Source organism: Saccharopolyspora soli (genome assembly GCF_022678645.1).
GTDB lineage: Bacteria > Actinomycetota > Actinomycetes > Mycobacteriales > Pseudonocardiaceae > Saccharopolyspora > Saccharopolyspora soli.
This window is the reverse complement of the sequence record NZ_JALBWV010000119.1, coordinates 1-12892: the sequence shown is the minus strand read 5'-3', so window position 1 is coordinate 12892 and position 12892 is coordinate 1. Positions and strand designations below refer to the sequence as shown.

General features: G+C 70.3%; 13 protein-coding genes. 9 read left to right on the top strand and 4 right to left on the bottom strand.

Annotated elements, in window-relative coordinates; genetic code table 11:
- Positions 1–432: 432 nt before the first annotated feature.
- Together MOQ72_RS42770 and MOQ72_RS42765 are read right to left on the bottom strand one after the other, a co-directional pair.
- The gene (locus MOQ72_RS42770) at positions 433–2343 is read right to left on the bottom strand and encodes a Xaa-Pro dipeptidyl-peptidase (RefSeq protein WP_372495652.1); all 1911 of its coding nucleotides are present in this window, start codon (positions 2341–2343) and stop codon (positions 433–435) included.
- Between the two features lie 74 nt (positions 2344–2417).
- Positions 2418–2765 carry a HepT-like ribonuclease domain-containing protein gene (locus MOQ72_RS42765; protein ID WP_242191784.1) on the bottom strand — a complete coding sequence of 116 codons (348 nt, stop codon included), beginning with the start codon at positions 2763–2765 and terminating at the stop codon, positions 2418–2420.
- 75 nt (positions 2766–2840) lie between these two features.
- Between MOQ72_RS42765 and MOQ72_RS42760 the strand changes: the two genes are divergently transcribed.
- The 4 genes from MOQ72_RS42760 (at position 2841) to MOQ72_RS42745 (ending at position 5854) form a co-directional block, all read left to right on the top strand.
- A complete protein-coding gene (locus MOQ72_RS42760; RefSeq protein WP_242191783.1) occupies positions 2841–3671 on the top strand; it encodes a biotin--[acetyl-CoA-carboxylase] ligase in 831 nt (276 codons plus the stop codon).
- Positions 3672–3741: 70 nt separating this feature from the next.
- The gene (locus MOQ72_RS42755; RefSeq protein WP_242191782.1) at positions 3742–4266 is read left to right on the top strand and encodes a PH domain-containing protein; all 525 of its coding nucleotides are present in this window, start codon (positions 3742–3744) and stop codon (positions 4264–4266) included.
- The gene (locus MOQ72_RS42750) at positions 4266–5216 is read left to right on the top strand and encodes a hydroxymethylglutaryl-CoA lyase (protein WP_242191781.1); all 951 of its coding nucleotides are present in this window, start codon (positions 4266–4268) and stop codon (positions 5214–5216) included. The genes MOQ72_RS42755 and MOQ72_RS42750 overlap by 1 nt, the downstream gene beginning before the upstream one ends.
- Complete coding sequence (locus tag MOQ72_RS42745) at positions 5213–5854, top strand: adenosylcobinamide amidohydrolase (RefSeq protein ID WP_242191780.1); 642 nt, start codon at positions 5213–5215, stop codon at positions 5852–5854. The genes MOQ72_RS42750 and MOQ72_RS42745 overlap by 4 nt, the downstream gene beginning before the upstream one ends.
- A gap of 147 nt (positions 5855–6001) precedes the next feature.
- On the opposite strand, the gene MOQ72_RS42740 is transcribed toward MOQ72_RS42745, so the two are convergent.
- Positions 6002–6451 carry a MaoC family dehydratase gene (locus MOQ72_RS42740; RefSeq protein WP_242191779.1) on the bottom strand — a complete coding sequence of 150 codons (450 nt, stop codon included), beginning with the start codon at positions 6449–6451 and terminating at the stop codon, positions 6002–6004.
- A 266-nt stretch (positions 6452–6717) separates the two neighbouring features.
- On the opposite strand from MOQ72_RS42740, the gene MOQ72_RS42735 reads away from it, so the two are divergent.
- From MOQ72_RS42735 to MOQ72_RS42720, 4 genes are read left to right on the top strand one after another with little or no spacing between them, the layout of a single operon-like run.
- Positions 6718–7191 (top strand): YbaB/EbfC family nucleoid-associated protein, encoded by a 474-nt coding sequence (locus MOQ72_RS42735; protein ID WP_242191778.1) that lies wholly within the window; start codon positions 6718–6720, stop codon positions 7189–7191.
- Positions 7192–7193: 2 nt separating this feature from the next.
- Positions 7194–7514, top strand: coding sequence for a hypothetical protein (locus MOQ72_RS42730; RefSeq protein WP_242191777.1), 321 nt, complete (start codon positions 7194–7196; stop codon positions 7512–7514).
- Positions 7515–7518: 4 nt separating this feature from the next.
- The gene (locus MOQ72_RS42725) at positions 7519–9762 is read left to right on the top strand and encodes a TNT domain-containing protein (RefSeq protein WP_242191776.1); all 2244 of its coding nucleotides are present in this window, start codon (positions 7519–7521) and stop codon (positions 9760–9762) included.
- Complete coding sequence (locus MOQ72_RS42720; RefSeq protein ID WP_242191775.1) at positions 9759–10064, top strand: hypothetical protein; 306 nt, start codon at positions 9759–9761, stop codon at positions 10062–10064. The genes MOQ72_RS42725 and MOQ72_RS42720 overlap by 4 nt, the downstream gene beginning before the upstream one ends.
- Positions 10065–10169: 105 nt before the next feature.
- On the opposite strand, the gene MOQ72_RS42715 is transcribed toward MOQ72_RS42720, so the two are convergent.
- Positions 10170–10715, bottom strand: a complete 546-nt coding sequence (locus MOQ72_RS42715) for a dihydrofolate reductase family protein (protein ID WP_242191774.1) — start codon at positions 10713–10715, stop codon at positions 10170–10172.
- Positions 10716–10927: 212 nt separating this feature from the next.
- Here MOQ72_RS42715 and MOQ72_RS42710 point away from each other — a divergent pair.
- Positions 10928–12892, top strand: a 1965-nt coding sequence (locus MOQ72_RS42710) for a DUF2339 domain-containing protein (RefSeq protein ID WP_242191773.1), incomplete at its 3' end; no start/stop codon positions are given.

Below are 12892 nucleotides of genomic sequence, written 5' to 3'. Positions count from 1 at the left end.
ACCCACCCCCCCACCCCCCCCCCCCCCCGCCCCCGCCCCCGGGGGGGGGGGGGGCGGCCGCCCCCGCCCCCCCCCCCCCCCCCCCCCCCCCCCACGACGGTCTGACCCCAGGTCGCGGGCGCGGCAGTCGCGCTTTGCTCGGTCATAAGACCTCGTACGGGACCGCAACAACGATCACGATCGCCGCGACCAGAAGAAGGGCAATCCGTCCCCACCTGGTGCGCGGAAGGCGTTCGAGGTTGCGTCGTCTCTGCCTCTGCTGCTCCTGGTCGGCCATTTGCAGTTTCGCGTTCCTCGGGTTGGACGCGCTGAACAGCAGCTGTTTCCGTAGAACATCAGCCACCTCGTGCGCAGGTCACTCCCGTCTGCGAGCGATCGTGCGCGCAGCGACGAAACTAACAGGGTTTCCGCGGCGTCAGACCGCTTTCGCACTCACGACCCGGTTTCGTCGCGGTTGAGCTGGACGTCGGGTCGTGGTGGCACGCGGTCCGGACGCACCTGCGGCAGCCGGTCGAAGGCGGCTTCGAGCCCGGACGCCGTCACGGCGGGCGCCCCGCCGACCACCGGCAGCGTCACCGAGGTCTGCGCCAGGTCCAGCCCGATCTGGCCGGGCTGTCCGGGCGGCACGATGAACATGCTGTCCGTACCCCCGATGATCAGCGCCAACTGGTGTCCAGCGGGCACGACGTGATCGGCGGTCGCCAACCGGAACGTCATGGTGTAGGGCTGGCCCGGCTCCAGTGGCTCCTCCTCCGACAGCGACGCGTGGTTGGCCAGGTCGGCCCAGCCGCGCGCGATGATTTCGAAGTCCACGTCGGCGGTCGTGGTCTCGGTGTCGAGGTAGCAGGAGTCGTCGCCGGGACGGCTCTCGCCCCAGCAGGATTCCGTTCGCAGGTTGCGGATTCCTTCGCCGGGGCTCAAGTAGTCGCGGGTGGTGGCGGGCCCGTAGTCGACGAGCACCGCGGAAAGGTGCGCCGTCGGCGTGCTCGGCACTGCGGTGACGGTGACCGAACCCGTCCCGGCCAGCCGCAGATCATCGGTCAGCGAGGCGGTGCTGAACAGCGCACGGGCGGGCGAGGGTTGATCGGGTTGCGCGGCCCAGTCGTACTCGTCCAGCGCCGGATCGTCGGTGAACGACGCGGTACCGCCCGGCGCTGGCTGCGGGACGAGGCCGTCCGCGCTCGGGTAGAGCACCGCGTCCTGGGCCTGTTCGCCGGACCAGTCCGGTTCGTCGACCCAGGTGTCGGGCGCGCGTTCGATGCTGGCGGCCGGTTCCTCGGTGATGCCGTTGTCCACGCCGAGCAGCCAGTGGTCGAACCAGCGGTGCAGGGTGTCGACCCACTCGGCGCGTCGGAAGTCGAACGGATCGACGTGCCCGGTCTGGCTCAACCACACCTTGCGCGGCACGCCCCGCGCGGCCAGCGCGTCCCACCACTGTCCGAACTGGATCGTCTTGACGTTGAGATCCCCCAGGCCGTGCACGGCGAACACGCTCGCCGTCACCTGCCCAGCGTTCGGCAGGTGGTCCCGTTCAGTCCACAGTGGAGTCACATCGCCGTTGGCCGGGGCGCCGTCGATGAGCTGCTGCTTCACCGGGCCGCAATCCGGTCGACCGCCCTCCTCGACGTTTTCGGCGAGGCCCACCGGATCGAACCCGAACGACACGCCGTCGGAGCGGTAGTAGTCGTACCAGGAGCTGATCGCCCCGATCGGGACGATGGTGCGCAGCCCTTCGACGCCGGTGGCGGCGACCCCGTTGGCGATCGTGCCGTCGTAGGACTTGCCGATCATGCCGACATCTCCGGTCGACCAACCCGCCTCGACCGGGTTCCCGCCGGTAGGCGCGTCGAAGCCGGGCGAGCGGCCGTTCAGCCAGTCGATCACCGCTTTCGCCGAGGTGATGTCCGACGGGCCGCCGACGTCCACGCAGCCTTCGGAGCGGTTGGTGCCCGCCAGGTCGACCAGCACGGTCGCGTAGCCGCGCGGCACGAAGTAGTTGTCGTAGAACAGCGGGAATCCGAGCGGTCGGCCCTGCTCGTCGTAGGTCTTGAGCTCGCTCTCGTTGCCGCGACCGCAGCACGAGTAGTACGGACTGGCGTCCATGATCACCGGCACCGGCTGGTCGGTCCCGGCAGGTCGGGCGATGTCCGCGGCCACCCGATCGGACAAGCCGTCGCCGTCACCGTCCAAACCGGTTTCCACCCACACGGTCTCCCGCACCGGCTCGGCGGCGAAGACGGGCTGGCTGCGGCCATCGCGCACTTGGTCGGCAGCGGCGACCGGGGCGGTACCGGACAGCACGAGAGCCGCGCAAGGCAACGCCCACCAGTGACTTCTCCGCACGGCCCCACCTCCGAGAAGATCTCGGAGGCAGCCTAGCGGCCAAGATCACCCCAGGGCACAGCCGAAAGTGGGGATCACCTCCGGAGTTCGACCTCGACGAGTACCGACCGAATCTCCGGCAAGAGCCGTGGAATCTCCTGAGCCGCCGACCAAAGCAGATCCGCAGTGGTTTCCCAGTACCGGTGCCGGAGCCGATCTCGGAGTGCCATGAGGTCCGCCCAGGGGAGGCAGTCGTGCGTTTCCCGGAATGAAGCCGGGAGATCAGAACTCACGTCACCGATGATGATCAGGCTTTGGGCGAGCGCGGCTTGGACGACTTCTTCGGACTCCAGGTCGGCTCGGTCCGCGGGCGTGATCTCCAGGATCATTTCGGCACTGCGGACAGCGGTGCGCAACAACGCGGCGACATCGATCGAGCCCATTCAGTCTCCTTCCGGGCAGTGATCACATTCCCAGTTCGGCGGGAGGGTGGTCCAGTTGCGGCATACGCTGGAGTGGTGAGTACTCCGGTTTTGTTGGATGGCGATCGGTTGCGGGCTCGGTTGGTCGACAGCGGGCCCTATGCCGCGCTGGACGTCGTCACCGTGACCGGGTCGACCAACACCGATCTGGCGGCCGCTGCCGGGCGAGGCGCCGTCGATCGGACCGTGTTGATCGCCGAGGAGCAGCAGGCCGGGCGTGGTCGGATGCAGCGGCAGTGGGCTTCGCCGCGCGGCCACGGCTTGTTCCTGAGCGTGCTGCTGCGTCCCGAGGTGCCGTCGACCGCGATCGCTTGGCTGCCGCTCATCGCCGGTGTCGCACTGGCCGAGACCGTCGTCCGCACCACCGGTGTACCGGCGGCGCTGAAGTGGCCCAACGACCTGCTGCTCGGCGACGACGAACAATGGCTGAAGGGCGCCGGGATCCTGGCCGAGGCGGTTGCCGGACCGGATGGTGTCGCGATCGTCCTCGGCATGGGCGTCAACCTGCTCCAGCGGCGCGAGGACCTGCCTCGCGGTGCGGGCGGCCTGCCCGCGACGTCGTTGGCGGCCGAGGGCGCGGAGGTGGATCGCGAAGCGTTCGCGGTGGCGTTGCTCACGGCATTCGCGGAGGTCGACGACTGCTGGCGAGCGGCGTCCGGGGACGTGGTCCGGTGCGGACTGCTGGATCGCTACCGGCGGCTTTGCAGCACCCTTGGGCAGCAGGTGCGCGTCGAGCTCGGTGCGGATGAGCAGCTGCGGGGCGTTGCGGCCGACATCGACGCGACTGGTCGGCTCGTCGTTCGAACGGCCGACGGCAAGCAGACCGCCGTGTCCGCTGGCGACGTGGTTCACCTGCGCCGGGCCTGACCCGCTTCGGCACATCCTGGCGAGCACTGCCGGTAACGTGATCAGCGACGACGAGGTTGAGGAGGACCCGGTGGCCTACCCAGACGGCCTGCTCGGCGCGGACGAGCACGTGGTCGTGCACAAGCACCCGCACTGGAAGATGTTGATCCTCCCGGTGCTGGTCCTGTTCGTGGTGGTCGGCGGCGGGTCCTACTTGGCGGCGCTGGCCGGGGCCACCTCCTGGTACCTGCCGTTGTGGATCGCGCTGGGCGTCGTCGGCGCGGTGCTGATCATCTGGTTCACGCTCGCCCCGCTGGTGCGCTGGCGCACCACGCACTTCGTGATCACCACGCACCGGCTGATGGTGCGCGAGGGCGTGTTCACCCGAACCGGTATCGACATCCCGATGTCCCGGATCAACTCGGTGCGCTTCAAGCACGGCCTGCTGGACCGGATGCTCGGCTGCGGCACCCTGGTCGTCGAATCCGCCTCGGACGAGCCGCTGGAGTTCGACGACATCCCGCAGGTGGAGCGGGTGCACACGCTGCTGTACCGGGAGGTAAACGACGATCCGCGGGACGACTGGGAGCGCCGCGCCGGAGAGGACGACTACTGATGGGGCCGCGTGAACTGGGCCTGCCGATGCGGGTGGCCCTGCCGGAGCCGGGCGAGTTGCCCGCCGCGGTGACGATCTGGGAGGTCGGGCCGCGCGACGGGCTGCAGAACGAGAAAGAAGTGGTCCCGCTCGACGTGAAGCTGGAGTTCTTGCACCGGCTGGCCGACGCCGGACTGGGCGTGCTGGAGGCCACGAGTTTCGTGCGCCCGGAGTGGGTTCCGCAGCTGGCCGACGCCGCTGAACTGCTGGCCGGGCTGCACCGGGTGCCAGGGGTGCGCTATCCCGTGCTGGTGCCGAACGCGCGGGGACTGGATCGGGCGCTGGAGTCGGGGGTGCGCGACATCGCGATCTTCGCGTCCGCGACCGAGACGTTCGCCCAGCGCAACCTCAACCGCAGCCTGGACGAGCAGTTCGCGATGTTCGACCCGGTGGTGCGGCGCGCGGTCGGCGAGGGCCTCGCCGTGCGCGGCTACATCTCGATGTGCTTCGGCGACCCGTGGGAGGGTGCCGTGCCGGTCGAGCAGGTCGTCTCGGTGGGAAAGCGGCTGCTGGCGATGGGCTGCGAGCAGCTGTCGTTGGGCGACACCATCGGTGTGGCGACGCCAGGCCACGTGGCGTCCCTGCTGCGCGCCTTCGTCGCGGCCGGGGTCGGGGTGGACCGCTTGGCGGTGCACTTCCACGACACCTACGGCCAGGCGCTGGCCAACACCTCCGCCGCGCTTCGCCTCGGTGTGTCCACAGTGGATTCTTCGGCTGGTGGGTTGGGCGGCTGCCCGTACGCGAAGTCGGCAACCGGCAACCTCGCCACCGAGGACCTGGTGTGGATGCTCGACGGCTTGGGCCTAAAGCACGGCGTTGACCTGGGCAAGCTGGTGGAGACCAGCGTGTGGATGGCCGAGCGGCTCGGTCGGCCCAGCCCGTCGCGCGTGGTCAAGGCACTGGCTTCGTGAGTGCGCCGACCCCGGCGCTGCACGTGGTGCGCGATCGTCCGGTGCTCGTCTGGCGCTGCGCCCAGCCGTGGCTGGCGATCTCCTCGGCGCCCCGCGGCGGCGGGATCGGCCCGCGCTCATGGGTGCTCAACGCAACCGTGGTGACCAACTACGACCACCCCGATCCAGCAGCGCACGTCGGTGAGATGGCCGACGAACTCGGGCTGTCCGGGGACGGTGTCGGGCTGCTCACGGCGGTCGACGTGCGCCACGAGGTCACTGCGATCGATGGCGGGGTGCGGGCGAGTGTGACCACCGGCGTCAGCCATCCCGTCTGGGCCGCCGCCGACGAGCAGGCGGAGGTGCGGGAGCCGGGCACGATCAACGCGGTGTGCTGGTCACCGGTCCGGCTCAGCGACGCAGCCCTGGTCAACGCGGTGGCGACGGTGGCTGAGGCGAAGGCGCAAGCCTTGGCGGAAGCCGGAGTCGCGGGCACCGGCACGGTGACGGACGCAACGGCGGTGCTGTGCCCACCCGACGGGGAAGCGGAGTCGTACGGCGGCCCGCGCTCGCGAATCGGATCGGCGCTGGCCCGCGCGGTCCACGCCGCGATCACGGCGGGTCTGCGAACCGAAAACCCCCGCCACCGACCAATCTGACAGGCAGCTCCCGCCCCGAGCCCGCTGGTGATCTTCGCCCGCTGGGTGGCGGTGCTGGCAATTTCTCGCGAAATTGTCGCCCGTTCCTCACAAGGAGCGGCGATTTCTCGCGAAATCGCCACGGAGCCCAGGTAACCGGGCCGTCGATCAGGTTTGGTCGCGGGTGCCGAACATGGCCACGAAGTTGAAGCTGAGGACGCGTTCGTCGCCTCGATCCGCCGTGCCGGTGACCTCCACCAGCCCGAGGTTGGGCTTGCTCTGCGACAGCCGCCGACTGTTGACCTCCAGCCGCAGTTGCAGCACGTCGCCGGGGAAGACCGGGGCCAGCCAGGCCAGTTCTTTACCGCCGGGGGAGCCCTGCGACGTCGAGTCGGCCAGCACGTGGTCCACGTAGCCGCGCATCCACAGCGACGCGGTGAACCAGCCCGAGGCGCACAGCCCGCCCAGCACCGAGTTCCGTCCCGCTTCTTCGTCGAGGTGGAACGGCTGCGGGTCGAACCGTTCGGCGAAGGCCAGCATCTCCGCCCGGTCGACCTCCACCTTGCCCAGGTCGAAAACCCGTCCCGGGGTGAGGTCCTCGTAAGCGATGGCACCCATCGCACCATCGTCGCAGCCACATCCCGGATGCGCGCTGAGACGGTACTCACACGCCGTGATCGTCGTTTCCGACATTTCGGTGCCGGTGGTCGGCCGTGGGGAAAAACCCTCAGCCGACGTGGAACCATCGAAGGCGCGGCGTGCGTCCAAGTCGTGACGTGCAGTCTGTGGTCACTGACCGCGGACGACCGCTTTGCCGTTGCCGACCGGATTTCGGGCGCCCCGCGCCTGCCGAGGATCCGCCAGCGAACAGGAGGGGAGCGGCCGTGTCGACCGACCATCGCGCCCAGGTGGACGAGCTGATGGCGGACTACCGGCGCAGCCGGGAACGCCTCGCCGAGACGCACCGGGACCTGTCCACGATCGCCGAAACCGCGCGCACCACCGACGGCAGCGTGCAGGTCGTGGTGGGCCCGCAGGGCGTGCTGCGCGAAGTGGTGCTCGCCGACGACGTCTACGAGCGGCAACGTCCGGCTCAGCTCGCAGCGACCATCGTGCGGCTGACCGAGGTCGCCGCGCACGCCGCGGCGCGGCGTGCGGCTGACGTGCTCGCCGATGTGCTGCCTGCGGGCACCGATCCTGAGTTGCTGCTGGGCCGACACGCCGACGGCGCGTCGGATTCGGTACCGCGCAACGAATCGCGGCGCATCGACGACAATGTTGGCGACAGCGTTGACGACGACGTCGACGACTTCTCGGACGGCAGCTGGTTGCGGCAGGGCCCGGCGGAACGGACGTGACCATGAGTGGTTTCCGCAGTGACCTGGGGCGACTGGGCAAGCACGCGAGCGAGTTCGACGACCTCGCCGCGCAGGCGCAGCGGATCGTGGACGACCTGCGCCGGGCGGTGGAAGCAGCCGGGGAATGCTGGGGTGGCGACGACATCGGCGCGAACTTCGCCCGCACCCACTGCGGCCGCGCCGACCAGGCGTTGGGCGATTTGAACGGGATGTCCGCGCAGTTGCGCGAGATGGGGGCGAAGTTCGCCGCGACGGCCGCGACGACCCAGCACGCCGATGTCGGCAGCGCCGATGAGCTCGGCCGAATCGCCGGACGGGGGTGAGCGCATGGGCATCGAACTTCCCGCAGAACTCCAGGATGTCGCCGCACGCGCGGGCGCCCGCTGGCCGGAGGCGGACGAGGATGCGATGCGCGAGTCGGCGACGGCCTGGCGGGCGGCGGCGAAGTCGATCGACGCGCTCGCCGGTAACGCCGACGGCACGGCGCAGGGCGCGCTCGGTGCCTTCGACGGCGAGGCCGCGCAGGCAGCACGCCGGGAGTGGGACGCGTTCGCCGCACCTGACGGAGCGCTGCTGTCGTCGGCGAAGGAGTGCCGCGCCGCGGCAGACCGCTTGGACCACGCGGCCGAACAGATAGGTGCGGCGAAAGTCCAGCTGGTGCGGGAGTTGGTGACGCTCGCGAAGCAAACCGACGCGGCCGAACGAGCGGCTGCGGCGGGCCATCCGCAAGCACTCGCTGCCCTGGACTCCGCGCTGAACGGCGCGGCGGCGAACGTGGCGCAGGTGCACAACACGCTGACCGCAGCGGTGCACCTGGACAGCGGTGTGCTGGTGGAACCGGGTTCACGCGGCCCGCTGTCGACCGTGAGCGATGCGGCCGGACGCGCCCTGGAAACCGGCACCGAGCTCGTATCGTCCACAGTGGCCGGATCTGGTGATCTCGCCGCCACGACGCACGGCGTGGTCGAAGGCGTCGGCCGCGCCGCGCACGAGGCTGCCGGTGGCGTGGCGGAGGATGTCGGGCAGGTCGCGCAGGACGCCGTCGGTGGTGTCGGTCGAGCCGCGCAGGAAACCGTCGGGGGTGTGGCAGAAGGTGCGCAGAACGCTGTCGGAGACGTGCCCGCACGACCTTGGCAGGGCGATGTCGAGCACACCGGCCCGGTCAAGGTCGAACCCGGCGGCTGGGCTCCCGGCCTCGCCGACGCTGGCACCGGCCCGATCCCGGTGATCGGCGACGCCGCCTCGTCGGGCTGGACGCCCGACGCCAGCGACCCCGCCTCGACCACCGCACCGCACGCGGTGCACTCCGCCTGGGCTTCGCCGCAGGCTCCGCAACCGCCGCAGGCTCCGCTACCCGGCGCGGCTGCGCCGCCGCAGGGCTTCGCACCGCCTCCGGCGGGTGCGGGCGGCCACTTCGTGGCGCCGCCCGGCGCTCCCCCGGCCGCTGCTCCGCCTCCGGCGTCCGCAGCGCGGCCACCGATGCCGCCTGCCGCTGCGCGCGGCCCGGTCGCCTTCGGCTCACCTGCGCCGCAGCCGCTGCCCCAGCCGGTGCAGCGCGCTCCGCTGCGCCCGCTACCAGCTCCGGTGCAACCTCCTGCCCCGGAACCGGCAGCGCCGCAGCGGCCGTTGCGGAAGGGCAGTCGCAATGCGGATGTCGTCGCGTTCGTGCTGCACCAGTTCCCGATCGGCTACATGCCGGTCGCCGCGAGCCGGGCGAGCAGGCAACTGCCGGTGCCGGAGGCGGTCGAGGAGCGTCGACCAGGGTTGAACTTCCCACCGCAGGACCACCCGCAGTCACATCTGGTGGATGACAGCGACGCCATGCAGCGGGTGCGATCGGCGGAGTTCTACGCGGCAGCGCAGCGCTATCGGGCCGAGCGCAGCGAGGCCGAGGCGTTGCCAGCGGAGCTCGCCGCGGACCACGAGCCGCTCGGCGAGCTCAGCGAGCTGGAGTGGGCGCGCCGGTTCCTGGTGCGCGACGGCGAGCGCAGCGAGTACGTGTGGCCACCGGCGGCGGAGTTCCCGGAGGGCGGCGTGGAACCGGCGAAGCCGGTGGTCCTGCCGCCGGACACGGTGCTCGACTGCCTGGGCAGCGGCGACGGTCGCATGATGTACGCGGTGGCAACGTCTTTCGCGAAGCGGTCGTTGCCCGCCGCGCATGACGAGCGGGATTACCGGCGGTATCGGGTGATGCGCCCGTTGCCGGTGTGGCAGGCGGTCACCGCGCCGTGGTTCGGGCAGCCCGGCGGCGGGATGCGCTACCGCGCGACCTACTCGTTGACCGATTTGGTCGGGCTCGGGTACCTGGTCGAGCTCACCAAGGCGCGGGAGATCGCCGAGGCGTCGACATTGCGCATCGTGCGTTCGGACGCCGATGCGGATTCGGAAACGCGCGACAGAGCCGCGGAACGGGCTGCCGCGCCAACTGACCGGATCACCAGGGAAGATGTCGATGCCGAGGCAGCTGGGGCCGGGGTGGCGTCGACGGTGCGGATGCACCGGGGCGAAGCCGATGCGGCAGGCGGCGCGGCAACGACCGACGATGGGACGGCGCAGGAGGCCGCGAAGTGAACACCGAATCCGTGGTGGGCTGGCTGGTGGCGATGGGCGTCCCGGAAGACCTGGTGTCGGTCGGGGCGGAAGCTGACGACGCCTGGTGCCTGGTGCGCGACGAGTCCGAGGGCAGCCCGGCTTGGGAGGTTTTCTGGCGCGAGCAGGGCAATCGCTACGACTGGGCCAGGTTCACGAGCGAACACGTGGCGTGCTTCTACCTGTTCGGCAGGCTCACCTGGACCCAGGCGTTGCGCGGCGTCGTCGGACCGGTCGACGTCACGAGCACGCCCCCGAAGGGCACCCCGGCGCAGCGCGCGTGAGCTAGCTGATTGATTCCAAGCTCGTTGCGTGGCGGTGCGGGTAGCGGAACCTGAGCGGCCTTCTCGACTGTGGGAGCCCCTGCGGCCCAATCTGGAATCGACCATCTAGCGGACCACGCGCAGCCGGATGTTGGTCGCCTGCGGCGCTTCGGTGAGGTCGAGACGTTCGAGTTTGACGTTGGTCCCGCCGGGATGGTCGAACAGCCGGACGCCGTCGCCCAGCAGTACAGGCGCGATGAACACGAAGATCTCATCGAGCACACCTGCGGCGAGGCATTGCCGGGCCACATCGGCGCCGATGATGTTGACGTACTTCGCACCCGCAGCGGCCTTCGCCGCGGTGACGGCGCTGTCCAGGTCGCTGACGAAGGTGACGCCCGGCACCGGCGCGTCCGGGATGTGGTGGGTGAGCACGAACTGCGGTCCTTCCCAGCCTCCGCCGAACGCCTTGCCCTCCCGGTCCGGGTCGCCCTTGTGCGGGTCATCGCCGCGAAAGCTGCGGTTCCCGACGAGGATCGCGCCGATGTCCCCGATGAGCTGCTCCGCCGCCGGGTTGGGGCCGATGTGCTCGGTCAGCCAGGACATGTCGCCCTTCGGACCGGCGATGAAGCCGTCCAGCGACATCGTGGCGGAGTACAGCAGCTTGCCCATGATCTACCTCCGTCGAGATCCGGTTCTCCAGTGTTGAGACTGCGGTCGGCGCGGAAACTCATCGTGAGTGGCTATGGTCGCTCTGACGACCATTACCGCTCACGACGGGATAGCTGAGGGCGGGCAGGTTTCGCATCCGCACCAAGCTGTGATCTCAACTGAGTAGTGCTACTGATGTCGGCGTTGCCGATGTTTCCCCAGACTATGGGGCCATGTCGCAACCGCAGCCAGGCGAAACACTGCAATTGGTCGCAGGTGAACTGCACGCCATCGGCCAGCGCTTGAGCTATCTGGGCAGCATGGTGCAGGCACAGGCTACGGCGCAAACACCGGTGCAAACGCCCGTCCCCCAACAGGTTCCGGACACGACCCAACCACCTGCCGAAACGCAGCAGTACCCGGTCTTTCCGCAGTACCCGGCGCCGGAGGGCGAAGCGCCCCGCCGGTTCGGCGCGGATCTTGAGCCGAGCCGCGTGCTGGCCTGGGTCGGTGCCGGGGTGACCTTGTTGGGCGTGGTGTTCCTGCTGGTGCTCGCCGTGCAGCAGGACTGGCTGGGACCAGGTGCGCGCGTCACGGGTGGTGCGGTGCTTGCCGCGCTGCTGATCGCGGCAGGGTGGTGGATGCACCGCCGGTCGGCGGCCGAGCAATCCGGCGCAGCGGGACGGATCGCCGGATTCGCCCTCACGACAACCGGTTTCGGTGCGTTGTTCCTGGATGTGGTCGCGGCGACAGCGCTTTACGACTACCTGTCGGTGCCCGCTGGTCTCGGCGTCGGACTCGTCGTCAGTGTCGCTGGGCTAGCCGTTGCGGACTGGTGGCGCGCGCAGCCGTTGGCCATCGGGGTGGTGCTCGGTTCGGCGATCTGCGCGCCGCTGATCACGGGGACACCGGATGCACTGCTCGTCGGTTTCCTGGTGTTGTTGCAGGTCGCTGCCGCGCCGGTGCAGGTGCGGCGCGGTTGGGCGGGGCTCGCGCTGACAGCTGGGATGCCCGCGGTGCTGGCCGCTTTGGGGGCGAGCGTGTGGGGCTTTCGCGTCTTCGATCCGCTGCTCGTGGTCGCGATCTTCGCCGCCGCGCTGCTCGGCGTGGTGATCGCCGCGATCACCGCTGGTGCCCGGCCGGACGCGGACGCGACCGCGATCGGCCTGCTGATCGCCGCACCGACACCCGCTTTCCTGGCCGGACCGCTGATGCTGGAGCGTCCGGCGGCGGGCGCGATCGGCAGCGCGATGGTCGTCCTGCTGCTGGCCATCTGGGTCGGAGGGCGGTTCATCCGCGCGTTCCGGAGTCTGCTGTCGACCAGGTTCGTCGCGGCTGTGGGGGCGATGGCCGCAGTCGCAGCGGCGCAAACGACGCTGACTTTCCTGGACTCGTCGAGTTGGGGAACGGCGCTGCTGTGCGAGGCGCTGCTGTTGAGCGTCGGCGGATTCCTGCTGCGCAGTGCGGGAGTGCTGCTCGGGGCAACGTGCTACGCGACTTTCGGGTTCGTGCTGGCGTTCTTCAACGAGGTGCCGATCAGGACGCTGATCTGGCACAACGGTGGTACGGGAGTGCCCGGACTACTGGCCGGACTGCTGATCGCGCTCGCGGCGGTGGCCCTGCCGGTGACGGGGGTCCGCATCGGCAAGTTGGCGAAACTCCCGGACTCGCTCCTGCTGTGGTGCGCATCGGGGCTGGCGCTGCTGTACGGAACGGCGAGCGCGACGATGGCGGCCTGCCTGCTGGTGCACGACGCGCGAGCGGGCTTCCTCACCGGCCACATCCTGATCACCCTGGGCTGGGTGGTGGCGGCGATAGCGTTGCTGCTGCGCGGAGTCCGCGTGATCCACCTGCGCATAGCGGGCCTGGTGCTGATCGTGGTGTCCCTGGCGAAGCTGCTGCTGTTCGACCTCGCAACCCTGGACGGCGTAGCCCGAGTGATCGCGTTCCTCTGCGCGGGCCTGATCCTCCTAACCGCAGGCGCGGCCTACGCCCGCCTCCTAACCCGAGCCACCGCAGGGTGGGGGGGGGGGGGGGGGGGGGGGGGGGGGGGGGGGGGGGGGGGGCGCGCCCCCCCCCCCCCCGCCCCCCGCGCCGGGGGGGGGGGGGGGGCCCCCCCCCCCGCCGACGCGGTCGAGCGTGCCGACGCCGTGATCGACGGGATCGTGGGCCTGTCCGCGCGCGGTGCGCTGCGACCG